The organism is Aminivibrio pyruvatiphilus, assembly GCF_004366815.1.
Classification (GTDB): domain Bacteria; phylum Synergistota; class Synergistia; order Synergistales; family Aminobacteriaceae; genus Aminivibrio; species Aminivibrio pyruvatiphilus.
Genome location: NZ_SORI01000006.1, coordinates 43684 through 66901, shown reverse-complemented (window position 1 = coordinate 66901; position 23218 = coordinate 43684). Strand labels below are relative to the sequence as shown.

At 62.0% G+C, this 23218-nt stretch carries 21 protein-coding genes; 10 read left to right on the top strand and 11 right to left on the bottom strand.

The window, feature by feature from the left end; all coding sequences use genetic code 11:
• Window positions 1-41 precede the first annotated feature (41 nt).
• Complete coding sequence (locus C8D99_RS06185; protein ID WP_166670043.1) at window positions 42-416, top strand: RidA family protein; 375 nt, start codon at window positions 42-44, stop codon at window positions 414-416.
• A gap of 60 nt (window positions 417-476) precedes the next feature.
• Here C8D99_RS06185 and C8D99_RS06180 read toward each other — a convergent pair whose 3' ends face one another.
• Window positions 477-2252, bottom strand: a complete 1776-nt coding sequence (locus C8D99_RS06180) for a methyl-accepting chemotaxis protein (protein ID WP_133957257.1) — start codon at window positions 2250-2252, stop codon at window positions 477-479.
• Window positions 2253-2416: 164 nt separating this feature from the next.
• Here C8D99_RS06180 and C8D99_RS06175 point away from each other — a divergent pair, with 164 nt between their 5' ends.
• Window positions 2417-3208: an SDR family oxidoreductase gene (locus C8D99_RS06175; RefSeq protein WP_133957256.1), complete on the top strand. Its 792-nt coding sequence runs from the start codon at window positions 2417-2419 to the stop codon at window positions 3206-3208.
• A gap of 59 nt (window positions 3209-3267) precedes the next feature.
• Here the strand turns inward: C8D99_RS06175 and citF are convergent, their stop codons facing one another.
• The 6 genes from citF to C8D99_RS06145 all read right to left on the bottom strand — a co-directional run bounded on the left by citF (window position 3268) and on the right by C8D99_RS06145 (window position 9542).
• Complete coding sequence (citF, locus tag C8D99_RS06170) at window positions 3268-4833, bottom strand: citrate lyase subunit alpha (protein ID WP_166670042.1); 1566 nt, start codon at window positions 4831-4833, stop codon at window positions 3268-3270.
• Window positions 4830-5729: an HpcH/HpaI aldolase/citrate lyase family protein gene (locus tag C8D99_RS06165; protein WP_133957255.1), complete on the bottom strand. Its 900-nt coding sequence runs from the start codon at window positions 5727-5729 to the stop codon at window positions 4830-4832. The genes citF and C8D99_RS06165 overlap by 4 nt, the downstream gene beginning before the upstream one ends.
• Window positions 5726-7213, bottom strand: a complete 1488-nt coding sequence (locus tag C8D99_RS06160; protein WP_133957254.1) for a tripartite tricarboxylate transporter permease — start codon at window positions 7211-7213, stop codon at window positions 5726-5728. The genes C8D99_RS06165 and C8D99_RS06160 overlap by 4 nt, the downstream gene beginning before the upstream one ends.
• 13 nt (window positions 7214-7226) lie before the next feature.
• Window positions 7227-7700: a tripartite tricarboxylate transporter TctB family protein gene (locus tag C8D99_RS06155; RefSeq protein ID WP_133957253.1), complete on the bottom strand. Its 474-nt coding sequence runs from the start codon at window positions 7698-7700 to the stop codon at window positions 7227-7229.
• An 88-nt stretch (window positions 7701-7788) separates the two neighbouring features.
• Complete coding sequence (locus C8D99_RS06150; RefSeq protein WP_133957252.1) at window positions 7789-8766, bottom strand: tripartite tricarboxylate transporter substrate binding protein; 978 nt, start codon at window positions 8764-8766, stop codon at window positions 7789-7791.
• Between the two features lie 65 nt (window positions 8767-8831).
• Window positions 8832-9542 (bottom strand): GntR family transcriptional regulator, encoded by a 711-nt coding sequence (locus tag C8D99_RS06145; RefSeq protein ID WP_166670041.1) that lies wholly within the window; start codon window positions 9540-9542, stop codon window positions 8832-8834.
• A gap of 122 nt (window positions 9543-9664) precedes the next feature.
• Here C8D99_RS06145 and citC point away from each other — a divergent pair, with 122 nt between their 5' ends.
• From citC to C8D99_RS06130, 3 genes are read left to right on the top strand one after another with little or no spacing between them, the layout of a single operon-like run.
• The gene (gene citC, locus C8D99_RS06140; RefSeq protein ID WP_208321105.1) at window positions 9665-10834 is read left to right on the top strand and encodes a [citrate (pro-3S)-lyase] ligase; all 1170 of its coding nucleotides are present in this window, start codon (window positions 9665-9667) and stop codon (window positions 10832-10834) included.
• A 40-nt stretch (window positions 10835-10874) separates the two neighbouring features.
• Window positions 10875-11147 carry a citrate lyase acyl carrier protein gene (gene citD, locus C8D99_RS06135; protein WP_133957249.1) on the top strand — a complete coding sequence of 91 codons (273 nt, stop codon included), beginning with the start codon at window positions 10875-10877 and terminating at the stop codon, window positions 11145-11147.
• Window positions 11144-12523 carry a triphosphoribosyl-dephospho-CoA synthase gene (locus C8D99_RS06130; RefSeq protein WP_133957248.1) on the top strand — a complete coding sequence of 460 codons (1380 nt, stop codon included), beginning with the start codon at window positions 11144-11146 and terminating at the stop codon, window positions 12521-12523. The genes citD and C8D99_RS06130 overlap by 4 nt, the downstream gene beginning before the upstream one ends.
• On the opposite strand, the gene C8D99_RS06125 is transcribed toward C8D99_RS06130, so the two are convergent.
• Window positions 12504-13328 carry an aminotransferase class IV gene (locus tag C8D99_RS06125; RefSeq protein WP_133957247.1) on the bottom strand — a complete coding sequence of 275 codons (825 nt, stop codon included), beginning with the start codon at window positions 13326-13328 and terminating at the stop codon, window positions 12504-12506. The two genes, C8D99_RS06130 and C8D99_RS06125, sit on opposite strands and share 20 nt — an antisense overlap.
• A gap of 102 nt (window positions 13329-13430) precedes the next feature.
• Between C8D99_RS06125 and C8D99_RS06120 the strand changes: the two genes are divergently transcribed.
• From C8D99_RS06120 to buk (C8D99_RS06100), 5 genes are all read left to right on the top strand, one after another.
• A complete protein-coding gene (locus tag C8D99_RS06120; RefSeq protein ID WP_133957246.1) occupies window positions 13431-16082 on the top strand; it encodes an ABC transporter substrate binding protein in 2652 nt (883 codons plus the stop codon).
• Between the two features lie 101 nt (window positions 16083-16183).
• A complete protein-coding gene (buk, locus tag C8D99_RS06115) occupies window positions 16184-17278 on the top strand; it encodes a butyrate kinase (RefSeq protein WP_133957245.1) in 1095 nt (364 codons plus the stop codon).
• Entirely contained in the window at window positions 17275-18183 is a 909-nt protein-coding gene (locus tag C8D99_RS06110; protein WP_133957244.1) for a bifunctional enoyl-CoA hydratase/phosphate acetyltransferase, read from the top strand. The genes buk (C8D99_RS06115) and C8D99_RS06110 overlap by 4 nt, the downstream gene beginning before the upstream one ends.
• A gap of 35 nt (window positions 18184-18218) precedes the next feature.
• Window positions 18219-19148 (top strand): bifunctional enoyl-CoA hydratase/phosphate acetyltransferase, encoded by a 930-nt coding sequence (locus tag C8D99_RS06105; protein WP_133957243.1) that lies wholly within the window; start codon window positions 18219-18221, stop codon window positions 19146-19148.
• A gap of 11 nt (window positions 19149-19159) precedes the next feature.
• Window positions 19160-20227, top strand: coding sequence for a butyrate kinase (gene buk, locus C8D99_RS06100; RefSeq protein ID WP_133957242.1), 1068 nt, complete (start codon window positions 19160-19162; stop codon window positions 20225-20227).
• Window positions 20228-20313: 86 nt separating this feature from the next.
• On the opposite strand, the gene C8D99_RS06095 is transcribed toward buk (C8D99_RS06100), so the two are convergent.
• The 3 genes from C8D99_RS06095 to C8D99_RS06085 form a co-directional block, all read right to left on the bottom strand.
• Window positions 20314-21597, bottom strand: coding sequence for a TRAP transporter large permease (locus C8D99_RS06095; protein WP_133957241.1), 1284 nt, complete (start codon window positions 21595-21597; stop codon window positions 20314-20316).
• A complete protein-coding gene (locus C8D99_RS06090; RefSeq protein WP_133957240.1) occupies window positions 21594-22079 on the bottom strand; it encodes a TRAP transporter small permease in 486 nt (161 codons plus the stop codon). The genes C8D99_RS06095 and C8D99_RS06090 overlap by 4 nt, the downstream gene beginning before the upstream one ends.
• 120 nt (window positions 22080-22199) lie before the next feature.
• A complete protein-coding gene (locus tag C8D99_RS06085) occupies window positions 22200-23198 on the bottom strand; it encodes a TRAP transporter substrate-binding protein (protein WP_133957239.1) in 999 nt (332 codons plus the stop codon).
• Between the last annotated feature and the right edge of the window lie 20 nt (window positions 23199-23218).

Genomic DNA, 23218 nt, shown 5'->3' with positions numbered 1-23218 from the left:
GCACTGGAACAACGGAGATAATCGAAAAGGAGGAAGAACACATGAAAAAAGTTGTCCGGACAGACAAGGCGCCGAATCCGGTGGGACCCTATTCCCAGGGGCTCATCTGCGGAAAGCGGGTATACGTGTCGGGGCAGGGGCCCTTCAATGCCGAAACGGGAACGAAGCCCGAGGGTGTTGCCGAACAGACACGGCAGACCCTGAAGAACGTGCAGGCCATCCTGGAGGCCGCAGGAGCCTCCATGGACCACGTGGTGAAGGTGACGGCCCATCTCCAGGAGGTCACGAAAGATTTCAGGGCGTTCAACGAGGTCTACAGGGAGTTCTTCAACGAACCCTTCCCCGTGAGGACGACGGTGGGAAGCGACCTCCTCGACATCCTTGTCGAGATCGACGTCATCGCCGAGCTGGACTGAGGGCGGCAGAGCAAAAAGAAAAAGGGGCCGGAAGGCCCCTTTTTTTCCGACTTTTTACTTTTACCGGAGGGCGAGACCCCGGGGCGGGGTGCCGTCGACGATGAAGCGCTCCGTGATCTTCCGCAGGTCCTCCGCGGTGGCGCTCACCTCCGTGGCCCCTGTGGCCACGCTCTCCATGGCGGCGGCGGTTTCCTCCATGGAAGCGGCCACGTTCTGGACCTGCTCGTCGGCGTTGCCCATGACCGATGCCGTGTCCTCGATTAGGGCTATGACGCGGCCGGACTGTTCCGCCTCCTTATCGGTGGCGGCGATGATGCGCCGGATGTCCTCCACGGAGCTTTTCGTGGCGTCCATGATCTTCTCCAGGGCTTCTCCCGCCACGTGGGCGATGGACACACCTTCTTCCACGCCCTTCCGGCTCGTCTCCATGGATTTTACCGCCGACTCCGTCCCCTCCAGGATCTTGCCCACAAGCTCCGCCACTTCCCGGGCACCCTGCTGGGACTGTTCCGCCAGCTTCCGGACTTCCTCGGCCACCACGGCGAATCCCCGTCCGGCCTCTCCTGCCCGGGCCGCCTCGATGGCGGCGTTCAGGGCGAGAAGATTGGTCTGGTCGGCCAGGGAGGTGATGGTGGTGCCCACCACGCCGATCCTGGCCGAGTAGTTGTTGAGGTCGGTGATGAGTTTTTCCGTCTCGCCCACGGCGTTCCGGATGTTTTCCATGTGGCCGATGGACTGGGCCACCGTCTCTTTGCCCCTGGCCGCCGCGGCCGCCATCTGGCGGGAGTTCTGGTCGGCGCTTGACGCCAGTTCCTTGGCGGAGAGGATGATGGAGTTCATCTCCCGGACCATTTTCGACGCCTCCCCGGCGCCGGTCCTGCCCCTGTTCACCTCTTCCGCAAGGCGGGAGTTGCTCTCCGCCACCTCGTTGGTGGTGCTGGTCACTTCCTCGCAGGAAGCCGCCGTGGTTTCCGAGAGGGCCGAAAGCGCGGCCGACTTCTGCTGGATGTCCGTCACCACTTTTCTGAGGCTGTCGAGCATGCCGTCGAGGGCTCCGCCCACCGCCGCGAGCTCGTCGGAGCCGTCCAGGGAGGTCCGGACCGTGAGATTCCCCTCCCTGCCGGCCTCCGAAGCGGAGAGAATGCGGTCCACGGCCCGGCGGATCGCCCGGATGGTGGTGAAGGCGAGGACCAGGGCTGCCAGGGCCACAGCCAGAACCACGGCGAAAACGGTCATGTTCGTCCTGTCCATCCTGGAGCGGTTGTCCGCGGCACTGTCCTCCGCACCGAGGTCGAGTATTTCGCCGATGTCGTTGATATTGCCCCGGACTGTCTTGAACAGGGCGTCCTCGATCTCGCCCGAGGCACCCGGTGCGGTCTTTCCGGTCCTGACGTCCTCGATCTGTTTCTCCGATGCGGTTTCCCATCGCGGGAAATCGGCCTTCAGGGCGGTAAATTCGTCGAATATGGACTCCGGCTTCCCCTCGAGGCGGAAGTCGGACCAGCCGCTCCTGTGGGCTGAAAGAATCTGTTCCGCCCGGTTGAGCCTGTCCTTCACCTGGACCACGTTCTCCCGGAAATCCTTCAGATTTTTCTCGAAATCGGGCCCCGGACCCCCGGCAAGGAGGGCCTGCTTGGCGACCAGGGCCTGGTAGAGATCCCGGTCGCCGTTGATGACCAGGCTCTGGGCCACGAAGGCTTCCTTGTGGATCCGTTCAAGGAGGTCCGAATAGACCGAGTTTGCCGAGTACATGGAGAAAACCGACGTCCCGATAACGCCGAGGACGGGAACCAGCGCAAGGATCCAGAGACGGGCTCGCAGGGTAAGTTTGTTCATGGGATACCTCCTGTTTTTCAAAGGATTTTCCGCTGTGGTGCCTTATTGTACGGCATTCCCGGTGATTTGGGAATAGTCCGCAGGGCATGCAATGCATTTAACATAAATAAAGGGGGTGGGGTATAATTGGTTCAATGCTGTGATATTCCGAAGGAGGGATGATCATGGATTTTGGACTCACAGACAAAACGGTCCTTGTCCTGGCCTCGGGGTCGGGATTGGGCAAGGCGGTGGCGGGAGAATTCCTGAAGGAGGGTGCTCTCGTGGTGATTTCCGGCAGGGGAGAAGAAAAGCTCGCAGCCGCGGCGGCGGACCTGGAAAAAATCTCCGGCAGGCGTCCCCGCTATCTCCCGTGCGACGTCACCCGGCCCGGGGATCTGAAGCGGCTTGTGGCTTTCGCCTCGGAGAAGACCGGTTCCGTGGATGTTCTGGTGAACAATGCCGGCGGGCCTCCTGCGGGCACCTTCGAGAGCTTTGACGACGAGACGTGGGTGAAGGCCTTTGAGCTGACCCTGCTGAGCTGCGTGCGGGCGACCCGTGAGGTGCTGCCCCTGATGAAGGCGAAGGGATGGGGGAGGATCATCAACTCCACATCCTCCTCCGTCAGGGAAGTGCTGGAAAACCTGATTCTCTCCAACACCTTCCGTCTCGGAGTCGTTGGTCTGACCAAGACCCTGTCGGCGGAGTTCGCCCCCTACGGCATCCTGGTGAACGCCATCGGGCCGGGCCGGTTCGACACAGAGCGGATCCGGCAGCTTGACCGGGCGCTGGCCGAGCGGAAAGGCCTTCCCGTGGAGGACGTGAGCAGGACCGCCCTCTCCCGCATTCCCCTGGGGCGGTACGGCGACCCGGCGGAGTACGGCAGGCTCGCCGTCTTTCTGGGCTCAGAGGCGAACACCTACATTACCGGGCAGACCATCCTCGCTGACGGAGGTATGGTGAAGGCGGTGCCGTGACGAATGAAAAAACAGGGCCCGCCCCGGTTGTTTGGGCGGGCCCGTTTGCTTCAGAGGGCTTACAGAACCTTCCGGATGGTGTCGATGATGGTGCCGTCCCGGTATTCCACGAGCCCCACGATCTCACCGGAGAACTTCACCTCGTCGGGGATTCCCGTGATCTTCTCGATCTCCGCCTTGAGCTGCCGGATATCCTTCACCGGAAGGCCTGCGTCCAGGGCGGCGGACCGGAGGTCCTCCCTCCGGGGATTGATTGCGATACCCCGCTCGGTGACGATGGCGTCCACGGTCTCTCCCGGGGTGACCACAGTCTGGACCCGCTCCCGGATGGACGGTACGCCGTTCCGCATGGAGGGGATGGTGATGACGGAGAGCTTAGCCCCCGCCGCCGTGTCGGAGTGCCCTCCCGACGCCCCCCGGAGTATGCCGTCGTGCCCCGTGAGGACGTCCACGTTGAAGTCGGCGTCCACGTCCAGGGCCGCCAGCACCACCACGTCCAGGTCGTTCACCAGGCATCCCTTGTTGAAGGGGTTGGCGTAGCAGGAGACGTCCACTTCCATGTGGTACGGATTGTCCGCCATGGATGTGGTCACTGCGGCGTCGAAACTCTGCACGTCGAAGAGGGCGGTGAAGAGGCCCTCCCGGAGCATGTCGGCCATGTAGCCCGTGATGCCCCCGATGCAGTAGCTTCCCCTGATTGACCGCTCTTTCATGTACTCCCTAACGTACCGGGCCACGGCAAGGCTCGGCCCGCCGCCTCCCGTCTGGAAGGAACAGCCGTTCTTCAGCATACCCGATGCACGGATGAGACCGAAGGCCAGCTCTGCGATGCGGAGCTGCACCGGGTCCCGGGTGACCCGGGTGGCGCCGGTGGCTATCTTCGACGGGTCGCCGATGGAATCCACCACGGCCACCTGGTCCACCAGGTACTGGGGCACGGAGATCCTCGGCGCGAGGGGGTACTCCACGAGATTGTCGGTGACGGCGATGACGTGGTCGGCGTACCTGGCGTCCACCATGGCGTAGCCCATGGAGCCGCAGGCGGTCTTTCCCGAGGAGCCGGTGAAGTTTCCGAGCCTGTCGCAGGCCGGGGCGGCGAGAAAGGCCGCGTGGATGTGCAGGCTGCCCTCCTCGATGGCCCGGGCCCGTCCTCCGTGGCTCCGGATCATCACAGGCACTTCGAATTTTCCGCCGGAGATGGCCCTGCCCACCTCGCCCCTTACGCCCGAGGTGTTCAGCCGGCTGACCACGCCCTTCCGGACCATCTCGGCCACGCAGTCGTGGCAGTCGCCCAGGGAGCTCGGGGCGAGGGTGATGTTCCGGATGCCCATCTTTTCAAGAAGAAACAGGACCCGGCAGACCAGGGAGTCGCCGTTCCGCATGTGATGATGGAAGGAGATGGTCATGCCACTCTCCAGTCCCGAGCGGCGGATGGCCTCCTCGAGGCTTTCGGCGACCTTGTCCGTGGACGGGGCGGCCACCTTCCTGGGGAAGAGCCGGGGCGTCCATGCATAGTCCCCTTCCAGCCGGGCATAGGGGCCCGCGAAGGGGGCGAATTCTCCGAGCCCGGGAACGAGGACAGGCACCTCCCTGCCGATGGAGTTCTTCACTGTTTCGATTTTCATTCGGCGTCCACCTCCATTCCCGCGAGGCGGGCGAGTTCCAGGGTCCTTTGCGCCTGGGCCACCACGGGGGCGTCCACCATGCGGCCGTCCACGGCCACCACTCCCAGTCCCCGTTCCTCCGCCTCCCGGGCCCCCCGGACGATCCGTTCCGCTTTCCGCACGTCCTTTTCGTCGGGCCGGAAAGCCTCGTGGATGACGGCGATCTGGGACGGGTGGATGGCGGCCTTGCCGGAAAAGCCGAGGGCGACGCTCATGGCGGCCTGTTCGCGGAGTCCCTCCAGATCCTCGATATCGGTGTAGACAGTGTCGAAGGCAAGAAGGCCTGCAGCCTTCGCCGCCAGGACAACGGCGCTCCGGGCGTAGAGCATCTCCAGGCCTTCCCTGGTTATTTTGATTCCGAGGTCGGCCGCCAGGTCCTGGCCGCCGATGGTGAGCCCCAGGATGCGGGGGGACGACGACGCGATGGCGGATGCGTTCACGATGGCCCGGGCGGTTTCAAGCATGGCATGGATCCTCACGGAGCCCCTTTCCATGCCGTTTTCTTCTTCAAGGCGGGTGATGATGTCGTCCGCCGCCCTGACGTCGTCAGGGGAGTCGATCTTGGGTATGCGGACTGCGTCCGGCCGGGCCGGGATGATCTCCCCGAGGTCCCGTTCAAAGAAGGGGGTGTCCCGGCCGTTGATCCGCACCACCCGTTCCACGGTGCCGAAATTCAGGGTTCTCAGGGCATGTTTCACCAGTTTCCGGGCGGCGTCCTTCTCCGTTATGGAGATGGAGTCCTCCAGGTCGAGGAGGACTCCGTCCGAGCCGTAGATGGCGCAGTTCTGGATCATGCCCGGGTTGTTCCCCGGGATGTAGAGCAGTGACCGCCGGGGCCGGCCGTCAATTCGGTTCATGATGCGTACTTCCGCCTCTTCAGAAGCGAATAGACCAGGGACACGGCGGCGAGGACAATGAGGGTCACGGAGATGGGCTTCTGGAAGAAGATGGCCAGCGAACCGTCGGAGAGGGACATGGAATTTCTGAAGGACTGTTCCGTGGTGCCTCCGAGGATCAGGGCCAGCACCAGGGGCGGCAGGGGAATCTCCAGCTTGGAGAAGATGTACCCCCCGAGGGCGAAGGCCATGACAAGAATGAAATCGAAGGAGCTGTAGTTCAGGAAATAGGTCCCCATAAAGCCCATGCCGAGGATCAGGGGAAGCATGATCCTCTGGGGGATCTTGAGGAGCTGTACCAGCGGAATGGCCAGGGGGAGGTTGATGATGACGAGGATGATGTTCCCGATCAGTATGGACGCGATGACGCCCCACGCGATCTCGGGGAACTGGGAGAAGAGGATGGGTCCCGGCCTGACGCCGAGCATCATGAGGGCGCCGAGCATGACCGCCGTGGTGCCCGATCCCGGAATGCCGAGGGTCAGCAGAGGCACCATGGCCCCGGCGGCGCAGGAATTGTTGGCGGCCTCGGGGGCGGCAAGACCCTCGATGGCTCCCTTGCCGAACTTCTCGGGGGTTTTGCTCAGGTTCTTCTCCATGGCGTAGGACATGAAGGTGGCGATGCTGGCTCCCATGCCCGGGAGCACTCCCACGAAGAACCCGAGGGGAGAGCTGCGGAGCATGGGCATAATGCATTTTTTGAACTGGGCCCAGCTCACCCAGACTTTGCCTATGCTGCGGGAGTCGAGGCTGTATTTGGTGTCGAGGTTTTTGTAGTTCTTGAAAACCTCGCAGATGGCGTAGACGCCGATCATCACGACGAGGAAATCGATGCCGTCCTGCAGTTCCTCCACGCCGAAGGTGAAGCGGATGATGCCCGTGAGGGGGTCGATGCCGATGGTGGAAAGCATGAAGCCGATGCACATGGCGATGACGCCCTTGAGCAGGCTGCCTTCAGCCAGGGTGATGGTGGCCACGAGGGCGAAGAGCATGAGGGAGAACATTTCCGCAGGGCCGAACTTCAGCGCCGCAGCGGCGATGGGACCCGTCAGGAAGACGAGGAAGACCATGCCGATGGTGCCGCCGATGAAGGACGCGATGGCGGAGATGGCCAGGGCCGCTCCCGCTTCACCGTTCTTGGTCATGGGATAGCCGTCGAAGCACGACACGATGGCCGACGCGTCGCCGGGAGTGTTGATCATGATGGATGCCCTGGAGCCGCCGAACATGGCGCCGTAGTAGACAGCGCACATGGTGATGAGGGCTGTGGACGGGTTCATCCCGTAGGTAATGGGAATGAGGATGGCCACCCCCGTGGCGGGCCCGAGGCCGGGCAGCATGCCCATGATGGTGCCCAGCAGGCCGCCGATGAAGACCCACAGAATGTTGGTGGCCGTTATGGCCGTGGCGAAGCCTATGGAAAGATTTTCGAAAATGACGTCCATGATGTTCTTCCTCCTAGAAGGGAAGCATGTTTTCTATGATCCCCCGGGGCAGGCTCAATTGGAGGGCTATGGCGAAGGCTCCGTAGGTGACCGTGGGGAACAGGACGGCAATGAGGACGTTCTGGATGAACCGCCCCCGATTGATCATCATGGTCGCGAAGAACATGAAGGCCGTTGTGGCGAGCAGGTAGCCCCAGGTATCGAGGACGACTCCATAGGTTATTCCCAGGACCATGGTGAAGAAAATCTTTATCCAGACGGTACGGTCAGAAACGAAATTCCATGCCGCGGGCTCCGCATTACCGGAACGCCTGTCAGAAATACACAGCAGGATGCCGGCGATGACTGCCACGGCCCCGATGATCAAGGGGAAGAGTTTCGGCCCCGTGTTGTCCCCCGCCTGAACCTCGGGAAACTGCATGGCGGTGTAGAAATATATGGCTCCCAGGATGATGGAAATCAAGCCGCTGGTGAAATTTTTGTTCATTGAACTCCCTCCGTCTCCAGAGATTTCAAACGAAAAGGGGCGGAAGAGGCCGGAGAAACGCCCCTTCCGCCGGGAATGTCCGGTTCGGCTATTTCTTCAGGCCGACCTGGGTGAGGAGTTCGTCGAAATCCTTGGTGCTCCCCTCGAGGAAGGCCTTGTGCTCGGCGGAATTCTGGTAGAAGCTGTCCCAGCCGAGGTTCTTGACGAGGGTTTTCCAGGTCTCGGTCTCCATCATCTTCGAGAAGACGCCGTCCCAGTATTTCACCTGGTCCTCGGTGAGGTCCGGTGCGCCGATGATGCCTCTCCAGTGAGGGAATACCACGTCCACTCCCTGCTCCTTGAAGCTCGGAACACCGGGAAGGATCTCGGCAAGGGTTTTCTCGGAGCTGACGCCGATGACCCTCATTTTGCCCGCCTTGTGCTGCTCGAGAACCTCGGCGAGGCCGATGACCGTGGCCTTCACGTGGCCGCCGAGGAGTGCGGGGACGATCTCGCCGCCGGCGCCGGGGTAGACGATGAACTTGATGCTTGCGGGATCCACGCCGTTGGCCTGGGCGAGCTCGAGGAAGACAAGGTGGTCATTGTTGCCGAGGGTGGGACCAACGCCCACGGGTACTGCGGAGGGATTGGTCTTGATGGCCTCGAAGAGGTCCTTCACGGTCTTCCATGGAGAATCCTGCTCCACGGCTACGGAGATCCATTCGGTCTGCAGGGCGGCCAGGGGAGTGAAGTCGTGGTGGGTCAGTTCACTCTTGCCGAGGAGGTTGTTGAGCATGAGAAGAGTGGATGTTGCGGCGAGGTACTCGCCCTGCCCCTTCTTGCCCTTCAGGTAGTTCCATCCGGTGGCGCCGCCGCCGCCAGGCTTGTTGACCACGATGACGTTCTTCTCGACGAGTTTTTCGTCTACAAGCGCCTTCTGGACAGTACGGCAGAGCATGTCCCATCCTCCGCCGGGGTTGGCCGGGGCGATGAGTTCGATGGTGCGGGAGGGCTTCCATTCCGCCGAAGCCGCCCCCGCGGTCGCGAACACAGCGATGAGCATAAGAACTGCGAACAACTTTTTCATTCCTCTGTTTCCCCCTTTAAAATATGATGATGAGTCTCCGCGCACTGCCGTGCGCGGGAAAAGCCCTAGAAAAACCTGAATCCTTCCAGTTCCTTTGCGTACCCCGACTTATCCCTCCAGATGGTGAAGGATTCGTTCAGGTGATCCGTCCAGACGGCACAGGCCCGGTCAGGGTCGCCGTCCCGCAGGGCGGCGTAGAGGTCCTTCCGGCGGGAGAGGCTTTTGTGGATGCGGTTGGGCAGAATGACCCGCATGACCCGGTAGCGGTCGAAAATCTCCCGCTGGGCCCAGATGAGGGCGGAGAGGCTGGTGGATCTGCATGCCTCGAAGACGGTATGGTTGAAGCTCTTCACTATGGGGAAAAAACGCTCGAGAAGCTCGTCGCCGATGTATTGGGTAAAGACGCTGTCAGCCTGGGTCAGGAGTTCTTCCAGCCGGAGCAGTTCATCGGCGGTGATCCGGAGGGCGGCGTAGCGGACGGCCAGGGTTTCCAGGGCCTTCCGGATGGCCATGGAGTGGGCCAGTTCGTAGGGGGAGATGCCGCAGACCCTGTTTCCCTTCATGGGAACCCGCTCGATGTAGCCGTCGGCCTCGAGTTTCTGGACGGCCTCCCGGACGGGGGTGCGGCTGACGCCGAATTCCTCGGCGATCTCGCCGTCGGTGAAGGTGGAGTCAGCCTTGAGCTCGCCGCGGACGATGGCCTTGCGGAGGTGTTCATAGATGATGTCCCTCATGGGTTTGGTGCGGAGATCCGGAACGTTTTTCAGCAGGGGCATATTCGTTCCTCCGGAAAAAAGATTTTTGTCTTTTCCGATAAAAGTTGGATCCAACATCCAGCATCCATATCGTATAATAGCCCCGGAAGGACAAAGTGTAAAGTGGTTTGATTCTCATTTTTTTGTATATTTTCAGGACGGGCCGCAGGCCTGTCCGGCCGAAAGGCACGCCGGGCCGCCTGCGGAGGCTGTCCGGAAAGGAGGTGGAAGTCCTGTTCGGGCTTGAGGAACGAATTCTTGACACGAAAAGAGACCTGGAGGAACGGGCCGCCCTGCTCGCCTCCCGGGATCTTGCGGTGCCGGGAGGCGAGGACCTGGTCCTCGGCTTTTTTCTGGACGACCGGCTGGTCGCCACGGGAGCGCTGGTGGGGAACATTCTCCAGGGCATTGCCGTTACCAGGGAAATGGAGGGAGAAGGCGCTGCCGCGGCTGTGACGTCGGCCCTGCTCAAAAAGGCCGTGGAACGGGGAATGAGGAAGGTCTTCCTTTACTCCAAACCCCAGGAGGCCCGGCTTTTCCGGGAACTGGGCTTCTCTCTCCTCGCCGAGGCGGCGGAACGGTCCGGCCTGGCAGCTTCCCTGCTGGAATGGGGGACCGAGGGAATAGAAAGCTGGAAGGCGCGGATGGCGAAGATCGCCGAAGGCAAGCCTGCCGGGGCGGGGGCCGTGGTGGTGAACTGCAACCCCTTCACCCTGGGGCACAGGCGGCTTCTCGAGCACGCCGCGGGGGCGAGCCCGTGGCTGTACGTCCTCGTGGTCCAGGAAGACCGGTCCCTCTTTCCCTTCGACGTCCGGCTGCACCTTGTCCGGGAAGGAGCCGCGGACCTGGCGAACGTGACGGTGCTGCCCGGAGGGCCCTATGTCATCTCCTCCGCCACCTTTCCGTCCTATTTCACCAGGGTTCCGGCCGGCGGAGACCCCCGGAAGATCACCGAGCTCTACGCCGCCCTTGACCTGGAGATGTTCCGGCTGCATGTGGCACCCGCCCTCGGAGTAGCCGTCCGCTACGTGGGGACGGAACCCTACTGTCCGGTGACGTCCGTTTATAATGACCTTATGAAGCGGATTCTTCCGGCCGGGGGAGAGGAGTGTCCTCCGGTGGAAGTCCGGGAGATTCCCCGGTTCGAAATGGCCGGCCGGCCGGTGAGCGCATCCAGGGTCAGGGAGCTTATCCGGGAAGGGCGGCTCGCGGAAGCGGCGGCCCTTGTCCCGAAAACGACGGCGAAATGGCTGAAATCGGAAGAAGCCGCTCCCGTCCTGGAGAGGATACGGACGAGCGGTTCCCGGCACTAGGCAGAATACGGGCCTCCTGGCCCCGAAGGGAGAATGGATCATGAAGGCAGTGAAGGACGCGGCGGCCGGGTCTCTCGAATCGAGCGACGTGCTGGTGACGGTGACCCCGGCGGAGGGGGAGGAAAACACCCTCTCCGTGGACAGCATCGTGTTCAGGCAGTTCGGCGGGCGGATCCGCTCGGTGGCGGAGGAAGTGATCGCCTCCTCGGGCCTTGCGGGGGCCGCCGTGAGAATTCAGGACAGGGGAGCCCTGGAGTGCACTCTCCGGGCCCGGCTTGAGACGGCCATCGAGAGGGCTGCCGGAAAGGCATGAACAGTTCCGTCCTCGATGCCCGGGAGGATCGCTGGAACCGGAGGCGGGCCCTGGCGGCATCGCTCCCGTCGGGCTGGTCCGTCCTGTCCTTCACCCTCCGGATGCCTGCCTTCCTGCGGCTGGGGGGCGGGTTCGACCTGCAGGCGAAGGGGCTTTTCATGGACCTGGTGTTTCATCTCGGCAGCCTGGGATTTGCCGTGGAATCCCCGGCTTTTGCCGTGCGGGCCGACGGACCCGAGGGGCTCTGCGCGGTCCGGGGAGACGCCTCGGCAGTGAAGGGGGCCGCGGTGGAGTTCGAGGAGGACCACCCGAGGGGCTGCCTGGCCGACGGCGACGTCATGGACTCTCTCTGCGGGGAAATCGGGAGGGAAAGCCTGGGGCTGCCCCCGAGACGGTGCCTCGTTTGCGGCCGCAGGGCTGCGGAATGCGTCGCGGGCAGAACCCACGGCACTGAGGAGATCCGGACCTCTGTTGAGCGGATTCTCTCAATACCCGGCGGCGTTCCTGGAGAAGGGCCCGTCGCCTCCATAGCCGGAGCGGCCCGGAAGGCGGTGCTGTTCGAAACGGCCGCCTCTCCCAAGCCGGGGCTCGTGGATCCCCTGTCCCGGGGAGCCCACGGGGACATGGACTATTTCACCTTCCTCGCGTCCGCGGCGGCCCTGGCTCCGGAATGGGAGCTGTTTGCCCGGCTGGGATCCCGCTTCAGGGGAAACGAACCCGCCGGACTTCTCCCTTCCCTCCGGGAGGAAGGGCTTCGGGCGGAGCGGATGATGTTCTCCGCCACGGGAGGAATCAATACCCACAAGGGACTGATTTTTTCCCTGGGTGTTCTCTGTGCGTCGGCGGGCATGCTCGCCTCTGAGGGAATCCCCCTTTCGCCGGAGGCATGCGCTTCCCGGGGAGGCGCCATCGTCCGGGGCATCACGGAGCGGGATTTCGCCTCCCTGAAGGGCACCGGGGGAGGGCGCCGTCTCACTGCCGGGGAGCGGTTCTACCTGAGCGAAGGGGTTACCGGCATCCGGGGCGAGGCGGAGAAAGGCTTTCCCTCGGTCACTGGAACCGGTCTTCCCGCTCTCCGTTCATCCCTGGCAAAAGGCCTTTCCCTGAACGACGCCATGGTGGACGGGCTGCTTGCCCTCATGACCGTGGTGGAGGACACGAATATCCTTTCCCGGGGCGGCAGGGAAGGGGAGCGGACCGTCCGGGAAGGGGCGGCCCGTGCCATGGAACTGGGCGGCATGTCGTCGAAAAAAGGAAAAGAGGCCGTCCGGAAAATGAACGGCCTCTACACCCGGAACAATCTCAGTCCCGGCGGAAGCGCGGATCTCCTCGCCGTGACAGTGTTTCTTCACCTGCTCACTCCAGCCAGCGGATGATTTCCTCAAGGAAGGTATGATGGAGCATCCTGGTGACCGGGCCCGGCTTACCGGTGCCCACCACCTGGTCGCCGATCTGCACCACGGGCACCACTTCCTTCACCGATCCGGTGATGAATGCCTCGTCGGCCTCCGGAATCTCCGAGACCAGGGGGCATCGCTCCTCCACCTTCATTCTCTTTTCCCTGGCCAGCTGCAGGATGATGTCTCTCGTGGTCCCCTTCAGCACCCTTGACAGGGGAGCCGTGATCAGCGTCCCGCCCTTGTAGAGGAAGAACGTGCTGTGGGCCGCTTCGGTGATCTCCCCGTCGGGGCAGTAGAGGATCTCGTAGGCGTCGTGACGCTTGCCGTACCCTGAATAGGAGAACATGTAGTCGATGCTCTTGACCCCCGGAATGTGTCTCCCGCCGTCCACGGGCAGCAGGAGTACCCCCTTGTCGTACACCTCGGGCGCGGGTTTTCTCACCTTCTCGAAAAGGATGAAGAGCCGCGACGCCGGAAAGCCCCCCTCGTGGAAGATGTCCCCGCCGGTGATATAGGGCCGGACCAGGCAGTCCTCCTTCATCCGGGAAATGCCCTCCCTGATGAGGTCCTTGATGTCATCCACCGGAAGAGGGAGGGCTATGGAGGCGCTTTCCGCCGACCGGACGAGCCGTTCCAGGTGGGGGGTCAGCATCATGGGCCGCCGGTGAAAGGTGCAGATGGATTCAAAGACCCCCACCCCCCTGAGGATGATGTAATCGGAAACAGGAAGGGATGCCTTCTCCAGCGGCAGGAAGGTCCCGTTGATATAGCAGAGAGACATGAACGATCACCTCGAAAAATCGGTCTTGGAACCTTTGCAGTATAAGGGTATTATAGAAAATATGCACGGGCTTTTTTCGCGGGCGGAGAAAGGGGAGAGGCGATGAAGAGGACGGTGTGTATCCACCTGGGAAGTGCGGTTCTGGCGCTCTTTCTCCTTCTGCTTCCCCGGTACGCCTCCGGAAGCGGGACGACATATTCCGCCCTTCTTCTGAATTCCTATCACAGCAGTTTTCCGTGGACCGACGGTGTTACCAGGGGCATCCGAAGCACTTTCGAATCCCGCGGCCTGAGGGTCAATCTTGACGTGGAGTACATGGACACGAAGCGCATCATGTCGGTCCGTTCGGCGGCGGCCTTCGCGGAGTATTTTCGTGCCAAATACTCCGGAAAGCGCCCCGACATCCTCCTCTGCTCCGACGACGACGCCCTTGTCTTTATGCTCCGCCACGGCAGGGAACTCTTTCCAGGCGTTCCCCTGGTCTTCTGCGGACTGAACAATCCCGGTTTCATCGATGCCGGGGGAGACAGTCATGTTACGGGAGTCCTCGAGGTGATGGACATCCCGGGAACGGTGGAGCTGATCTTCCGGCTCTTTCCCGGCACCCGGAACCTTGCCCTGGTCAGCGACCTTTCCATCTCCGGCATGGGGGCCGTCAGCCTTGCCAGGAAAGCCCTGGCTCCCTTTCTCCACCGGCTGAAGGTGATCGATCTCCTCGGTCTCTCCGGAGAGGATCTCCGGTATGAACTCTCCATGCTCCCTCCCGACACGGCGGTGCTGCTGCTGGTGTATTTCCAGGATGACGCAGGGGAGTACTATTCTCCGGCCAGGAGTGTCGGCCTTGTCAACAGCGCCGGTCCCTTCCCGGTCTTCGGTCTCTGGTCCATGATGGTGGAGGGTGGGGCCCTTGGCGGAAGCGTTCTTATCGCTGAAGAGCACGGGGCCCAGGCCGCGGAAATGGCGGTCCGCATCCTGCAGGGAACCCCTCCTTCGGAGATTCCCCCCGTTACGGACCGGCACCTGACTCCTGTGTTCAACCACGGGGAGATGGTCCGGTTCGGCCTCTCCCGGTTCGACATCCCCGCAGGGGCGGTTATTCTGTCGGAGCCCGAGACGTTTCTCTACAGGCACTGGAAGCTCCTTCTCGCCAACGCCCTGGTTTTCTCGGCCGCCTTTGTCTATCTCCTTGCCCTGTTCGTCAACGAACGGATGAAGAAGGCGGCGGAAAAGGACCTGGAACTGAAGATGGCCCAGTGGGAAGGCCTCTTCCGCAATGCACCGGAGGCCTACGCGGTCTTCGACGGGGCCAACGACATCGTGACGGTGAACGATGGATTCACCAGGCTCTTCGGGTACACCCCCGACGAGGTGGCCGGAAAAAACCTGGACTCCGTGGTGGCGGATTCCCCCGAGATAAAAGCCGAGGCGGAAAAAATCTCCGCCAGGGTGCTTTCCGGGGAGGTCGTTGCCGGTGAAACCTACCGGAGAAAAAAGGACGGCACCCTGTTTCCAGCGGAAATCATAGGAGTGGTTTTCCCCATGAGGGATGAGACCTTTACCGGCTTCGCCATCTACAGGGACATTTCGGAGCGGAAAAAGGCCGAGGACGAGATGCTGCGAAACCTGAAAAGAGAAGCTCTCATATCCTCCGTCTCCGCCCGGCTTCTCGAGGAGGGGGTCCGGGGAGGGGTTCCTTGCTCCCTGGCGGACCTCGCCGCCTTTCTCGGCATCCCGGAGGGATGCCTGGTGGAGATGGACGAAGACGGGCTTCCCGTCCGGGAATTCTCCCTTGCCGGAGGAATGGTGGAAACCCTGTCGCCGCCGGAATTTTCCTCCGGGATTTCCCGGGATTCCCTCAATGAGCTGGTCCGGCATCTCTGGGAAAAGGGAAGACTGATCCTGGAAGGTTCCGGTCCGGGAGATGCTGCCCTTCCGTCCTTTGCCGCAGAAATTCTGCAGGTCTGGGGGGCGCCCCTGCACATCCAGCCCGTCTATTCAGGAGGAGCTGTGAAAGGATTCCTGGTCTTACGGTCCGCAGGCTTGGCCCTGTCCCACGGCGACGAGGCTCTCCTGGCCATGTACTGCGACCTTGCCGGAAGCGCTTTCCTCCGGGAAGAGCGGATGAATCTGATGGAAGAAACCGGCAGGGTGCTCGACGGAGCCTCCAGGGGCATCGTGGAGATTCTCGGCCACGCCCTTGCCATGAAGGATCCCTATACGGTGGGGCACCAGATCAACGTGGCCGGCCTGGCGAGGGAAATGGCACAAAAGGGAGGATATGACGAGGCTTTCCAGGAGAGGGTATACTACGCGGGGCTTGTCCATGATCTGGGGAAGATCACCATTCCCTCGGCCATCCTGTCCAAGCCGGGGAAGCTCACCGACATCGAGTTTGCCATTATCCGGAATCATGCCCTCTACGGGTGGGACATCCTCTCCTCCGTGGATCTGCCCTGGCCTCTTGCGGACATCGTGGTCCAGCACCACGAGCGCCTGGACGGGTCGGGGTACCCCAGGGGACTCCGGGGGGACGCCATCGGACGGGAAGCCCGCTTCCTTTCCGTGGCCGACGTGGTGGAAGCCATGACCTCCCACAGGCCCTACCGGCCCGGACTGGGAATCGGTGCCGCCCTTGACGAAATTCGGTCCCGCCGGGGAGCCTGGTTCGACCCGGAGGCGGTGGACCTCTGTATTGCCGTCATAGAGGAGGGGTATGCCTTCGACGGGGGAAGTTACCGTCTTTTCCTTCCGTAAGTGTCCCGAAAAAAGGATATACTGTATAATAAGTTCAGTTTCGACATGCGGAATCAGAAAACTTTAGACAGGATTCGCTGCACAAAGGGGAGGAACGAGCCATGGCCTTTCAGATCCTTGCTATCAATCCCGGTTCCACCAGCACAAAAATCGCATGGTATTCCGACGGCACGGAAGTATGGAGGGAAACAGTCCGCCACGACCCCGACGCCCTCGCCGCCTTCCCCTCCGTGGCCGACCAGTTTTCCTTCCGCCTCGGGACCATAGAGGAGGCCCTGGCCTCCCACGAAGCATCCTTTGACGAACTGTCTGCGGTGGCGGGCCGGGGCGGCCTCGTGGAGCCCATCCCCGGCGGAACCTACGCCGTGGACGACGCGCTGCTGAAGCGCCTCCGCATGGGCAAGCCCTGGGAGCACGCCTCCAACCTCGGGGGTATCCTTGCCGACGCCATCTGCCGTCCCCGGAACATTCCCGCCTTCATTGTGGACCCCGTGGCGGTGGACGAAATGAACCCCGTGGCAAAGGTCACCGGCCTGCCGGAACTGCCGAAGGTCTCCCTGGGCCACGCCCTCAACATCAAGGCCACGGTGCGCCGGGCCGCGAAGGACCTCGGGAAGCCATGGGACGAACTGAACTTCGTCGTGGCCCACATCGGCGGGGGCATCACCGTCTGCGCCCACGAAAAGGGGCGGATGACCGACCTGAACAACGCCAACGAGTTCGGCCCCTTCTCTCCCGAAAGAGCGGGAGGCCTTCCCGCGGGGGATCTTGTCCGGATGTGCTTCGGCGAAAGCATGACGGAAAAGGACATGCTCCGGAAAATGGTCGGCAGGGGGGGACTCATGGCCTATACAGGAACGTCGGATGTCAGGGAAGTGAAAGCCATGGCCGCCGGAGGCGACGAGCGTGCAAGGGAAGCCCTGGACGCCATGGCCTACGGCATTGCGAAGGAGATCGGGGCCCAGGCCGCGGTCCTTTCCGGCAGGGTTGACGCCATCCTCTTCACCGGGGGAGTGGCCTTCGACAGCGACTTCGTTGCCGCCGTGCAGAAAAGGGTCCAGTGGATAGCCCCGGTGCTGGTCTACCCCGGTGAGGATGAAATGCCCGCCCTCGCGGAAGGGGCCCTCCGGGTTCTCCGCGGTGAAGAGGAATGCAAAATCTATGGCCGGTTTATTTCGGGAGGCGAAAAGGCATGACCATGCAGAAACTGGATTTTCTCCTTGAAGAAAGCAGGAAGGGGCGGCCCATGACCCTCGCCCTCGCCTGCCCCTACGGTGACGACGCCCTGGCCGCCGTCGCCCGGGCAGGCCGGGAGGGAGTGGTGAAGACGGTGCTCGTCGGCGACGGCTCCAGAATCCGTGCCCTCGCCGAGAATGACGGGTGTGATCTCTCCGGGGTCGACATCGTGGATGAGAAGAACGAAGAAAAGGCGGTGGAGCTGAGCGTCCGGATGGTCTCCTCCGGCGAGGCGGACCTTCTCATGAAGGGGCTCGTGAAGACATCCACCCTTCTCAAGGCGGTCCTCGACAAGGAATGGGGCCTCCGGACAGGATCCCTTCTCTCCCATCTTTTCCTCTTCGAGATTCCTGCCATGAACCGGCGGGTCATCGGCATCTCCGACGGGGGGATGAACACCTACCCCGATCTGAACGCCAAGGCGAAGATCATAGAAAACGCGGTTGCGTGCTATCACAAAATAGGTGTTCCCCAGCCGAGGATCGCCGCCCTTGCCGCAGTGGAGGCCGTCAACCCCGACATGCAGGCCACCCTGGACGCCGCAGCCCTGGCGAAGATGAACGAGCGGGGGCAGATCCGGGGATGCATCGTGGACGGCCCCCTGGCGCTTGACAACGCTGTGAGCGAGGAATCGGCGAAGATCAAGGGCATCAGTTCCCCCGTGGCCGGAAACGCCGACATGCTTCTGGTCCCGGACATCGAGTCGGGGAACTTCGTGGGCAAGGTGCTGCTCTACATGACAGGAGGCAAGGGCGCAGGGGTCATCCTGGGGGCCCGGAAGCCCATCGTCCTCACCAGCCGTTTCGACAGCATGGAGACCAAGCTGCTTTCAATCGCCCTGGGCGCCGTAGTTGCCCGGAGCTGAACCATTCAGACCAATTTCAGAGGAGGAATTTTTCAATGGAACAGATCCGCTCACTGTCACAGCTGCTTGAATATGCAAAGAAGATTGGCGCCGAAAAGGGCCCGAAGAAGATTTCCGTAGCCATGGCCGAAGAGGCCGGGCTGCTCTCCGCCATCGAGGAGGCCAGGCAGGCCGGATTCGCCCAGGCCATTCTTGTAGGCAACGCGGACAAGATCAAGGCCGCCGCCGACCAGGCCGGCGTGAACCTCGCCAACTACGAGGTCATTGACGAGCGGGACGAGCCCGCCATGGGCATCACCGCCGTCTCCCAGGTGTCCTCGAAGAAGGCCGACATCTACATGAAGGGGCAGATTCACACCAACAACTTCCTCAGGGCAATGCTCAACAAGGAAGTGGGGCTCCGGAAGGGCAAGAACACCATCTCCCACTGCTACTTCCACAGCGTTGAAGGGTACGACCGGATCTTCTTCGTGTCCGACGCCGCCTTCAATATGTACCCCGACCTCGCCGCCAAGGCCGACATCACCCAGAACACGGTGAACCTGGCCAGGGCCTTCGGCGTGGCCGAGCCCAAGGTGGCCGTACTCGCCGCTGTGGAAGTGGTGAACCCCGACATGCCCGCCACCCTGGACGCCGCCGCCCTCACCCAGATGAACCGCCGGGGCCAGATAAAGAACTGCGTCGTGGACGGTCCCTTCGCCCTGGACAATGCGGTGAGCGAAGAGTCCGCGAAGACCAAGGGCATCGTCTCTCCCGTGGCCGGCAAGGCCGACGTCTTCATCGTCCCCAACATCGACGCGGGGAACATGCTCGCCAAGGCCATCGTCTACTTCTCGAAGAACGAGACCGCAGGCCTGATCCTCGGCGCGTCGGCGCCCATCGTGCTCACCAGCAGGGCCGACTCCGCCAGGGCGAAGCTTCTCTCCATCGCCGCCGCCGTCGCCCTGTCCGATTTCCAGAAGTAAGACGGCCGGCCATGAAGGTTCTTGCGCTGAACCCCGGCTCCACAAGCACCAAGGTCGCCCTCTTCGAGGACGGCAAAGAGCTGTGGAGCGAAACCCAGCGGTACGACACGGACGTCATCGGGAAGTTCGCCTCCATTCCCGACCAGGAGGGATTCCGGCTCGGGGAGATACGGAAGTGTCTCGGGGCTCACGAAACCGCCCTTACTGAGCTCGACGCCGTCGTGGGGAGAGGCGGGCTGCTGAGGCCCATTGAAAGCGGAACCTACGAAGTGAACGACAAAATGCTCGCCGATGTGCGGTCCTGCAAGTGGGGGGCCCATGCCAGCAACCTCGGTGCTCCCCTGGCGGTGCGCCTTGCCCACGAAGGAGGATGCAGGAAGGCCTTCATCGTGGATCCCGTGGTGGTGGACGAGCTGGGGCCCCTCGCCCGGTACTCGGGCCTGCCGGAGATCGAGCGGCGGTCCATCTTCCACGCCCTGAACCAGAAGTCCGTGGCCCGAAGGGCGGCGTCGGATCTTGGAAAGCCTTATGAACAGTGCAATTTCATCATTGCCCACATGGGAGGCGGCATCTCCGTGGGGGCCCACGACCACGGGCGGGTCACCGACGTGAACAACGCCCTGGACGGCGATGGTCCCTTCTCCCCCGAACGGGCGGGCAGCCTTCCCGCAGGCGGGCTTGTGCGGCTCGCCTTCAGCGGCCGGTACGACCAGCCGACCCTGCTGAAGATGATCACCGGCCGGGGCGGAATTGTCGCCCACCTCGGGACCAGCGACTTCCGGGAGGTCCGGCGGCGAATGGCCGAGGGGGACGAAAAGGCGAAGCTGCTCTTCGAGGCCCTGGCCTACCAGGTGTCCAAGGAGATCGGAGCCTGTGCGGCAGTCCTGGAGGGAAAGGTGGACGCGGTCATTCTCACGGGCGGTCTTGCCTACAGCGAGGAGTTCACCGGCCTCATCGCAGGCAGGGTCTCTTTTGTCGCCCCGGTGAAGATTTACCCCGGAGAGGACGAAATGAAGGCTCTTGCCGATGGAACCTTCAGGGTCCTGAGGGGCGAGGAGACGGCACGGCAGTACGACTGACGGGCGGCTCTTTTCCGGAAAACAGGTACAAAAAAAGAGGGGAGGACGTCCGAAGGCGTCCTCCCCTGTCTCTTATGGTGATCCCGCTACATGAGTCCCAGCATCTTCGGAAGGAAGAAGGCCACGTTCGGGAACATGGCCACCACAAGGATGATGATCATGAGGGCGGAAATGTAGGGCAGCACGCCGATGAACGATTTCTCGATGGAAAGGTCCGCAATGGAACTGGCGATAAGAAGACATAATCCGTAGGGAGGCGTCACGAGGCCAAGCGCGAGGGTCATGACCACCACCACGCCGAGATGCACCGACGAAATGCCCAGCTTCAGGGCGTAGGGCAGGATGACCGGCATGAAGAGGATCATGGCGGGGATGGCGTCCATGAAGGTCCCCACGAAGAGGAAGAAGGCGATGACGATGAGCATGAACATCTCGGGACTCCCCACGTGGGCGGCGAAAAAGCCCGCGACATGCTCAGACGCCTTGTAATAGCCAAGCAGTTCCCCCAGGGCGCTGGCCGTGGCCAGCGCGAAGAGGGACAGGGAGCTGAGCTTCAGGGTCTCCTTGATGATTCCAGGCATTTCCCTGATCCTGAGGGTCTTGTAGTAGAAAAGGCTGATGAGCATTGCGTACACTGATGCGAAGGCCGCCGCCTCCGTGGGGGTATACCAGCCGGTGGTGATGCCTCCGACAATGATGAGGGGCGTCAGGAGGGCCGGAAAGGATTCCCTGAAGAGCCTGCCCACTTCTCCGGGGGCCGCCTTCTCGTACCTGGGGAAATTTTTCCTCTCGCCGAGGATGTGAACGATGAGCATCATTACAAGCCCGACCAGGATTCCCGGAACCATTCCCCCGATGAAGAGAGCGGCCACGGAAGCGTTGGTGAGGCCGGAATAGACTACCATGGGAATGCTCGGCGGGATGATGACGCCGATGGTGGATGACGCCGCCGTGACGCCTACGGAATTTTCCTTGTCATACCCGGTCTTGATCATGGCAGGGATGAGCATCTTGCCGACCCCGGCGGTGTCCGCCTGGGACGACCCGGAAACACCTGCGAAGATCATGGAAACCAGGATATTGGCGTGGGCCAGCCCTCCCCTCACGCTTCCCGTGAGGGCGATGCAGAATTTCACGAGCATCTCGGTGATCTTTCCGTGGTTCATGATGTTCGCCGCCAGGATAAAGAGTGGGATGGCCAGGAGGACGAAGGAGTTGAGGCCGTTGAACATCTTCATGAACACTGTGAGGTTCGGGATAAAGGGGATGGTGGAGATGCCTGCCAGGGAGATTATGCCGATGACGAAGGCGATGGGAACACCGAGGGTGATGAGCAACACGAAGGAACCTATTATCAAAAACGCTGTCATGATACGGCCTCCCCTGACTTTAACGTCCTGAGATCCTCGGCGATGTGGCCCGCCAGATAGAGCGTCATGGCCCCTCCGGCGATGGGGAGGCAGAGCCATGTATACCCCATCTTGACCCACGTGAGGGTGATCCAGTTGTAGTCCCAGAACTCGATGACCACCCGAATTCCGTAGAGGGTCATGGGGACGGTGAAGCAGAGCAGAACGGCGGATATGAAGACGTCGTAGACGGCGCCCTTCTTCCCCCGGAATTTGTCACTGAAAAAGGTGAAGGCAAAGTGGGCCTTGTAGTGGACCATGACGGAAGCCCCCATGAAGACGGCCCAGATGAAGGAATAGTTTGCCAGCTCTTCAGTCCAGAGCAGCGGTATGGCTGAATAGCGGGCGATGATCTGGACCAGGATGGCCAGAAAGAAAATGCTGAGCAGGACCATTCCCAGGGTTTCCTGGAAGCGGACCAGCAGTTCGATCTTTTTTTTCACGGTTCTCCTCCTCTTTTGAAATCCTGCCGCGGACCAGGCTCTTCCGAAAAAAAGGAACTCCCCGCACTCCCTGGCGGGAGCGCGGGGAACAGATCGGATTTTTCGCTTCAGGGTGCCGCTCTATTTCCCGGCGGCGCGGACCTTCTCCACGAGATCCTGGATGCCCAGTTTTTCGGCGAGCTTGTCCTGGATGGGAACGGCGATGGCGATGAAGGGAGCCTTGTCGATGGAGTTCACGGTGCCGCCGTCGGCGATGACCTTCTCCTTGGACTTGGAGAGCATGCCGTAGGTGATCTGCCGTTCCTCGGCGGTGGCCTGCTTCAGGGCCTCGGTGATCCATTCCTTCTGCTGGTCGGTGAGGCCGTCGAACTTCCTGCCGTTCATGAGGACGAAACGGGTGGTGAAGTCGTGCTCCGTCTCGGTGATGAACTTGCCGTTGGCCGTCTTGTGGTGGTCAAGAAGGCTGAAGTTGGTGTAGTCGTTCTCCGCGCAGTCCACAATGCCCTGCTGCAGGGCCTGGTACAGCTCTCCCCAGGCAACCTGGGTGGGGATGGCGCCGGTCTGCTTCCAGAAATCGGCCACGACGCCGGACATCTGGGTGCGGATCTTCATGCCCTTCAGGTCGTCCATGGTGTTGATTGGCTTCTTGCCGTAGTAGTTCCGGACGCCGGCTGACCAGTAGGCGGCGATACGGAAGGTGTTCTTGGACTTCTCGTTGATGATTTTGGCGAGGGTCTGTCCGGCTTCGCCGTCCACGGCCTTCTCCCAGTGGTCGAAGCTGTTGAAAAGGTACAGCAGGGAGAACAGGTCCACCTCGGGAATGCCGATCTTCGTCATGAAGCCGGGGGAGGCCACCACCACGTCGGCGGCGCCCAGCTTCAGCTTCTCCACGAGCTCGTCTTCGTTGGTGCCGATGGTGCCGGCGTGGACGTCCACGGAGATTTCGCCGTTCGAGAGTTTCTCGACCACTTCCTTGAACTTCAGCATTCCGTACTGGTAGGGATTCTCCTGGGAGGTCTGGTTATGGGCCGCCACCAGCTTCAGGGGAGCCGCCTGCACGGGCAGGACGAAAACGAGCGCAAGTACAGCAGCGAGGAGCAGTACAACAGGTTTCTTCATGTTTGGTACCCCTTTCGTAT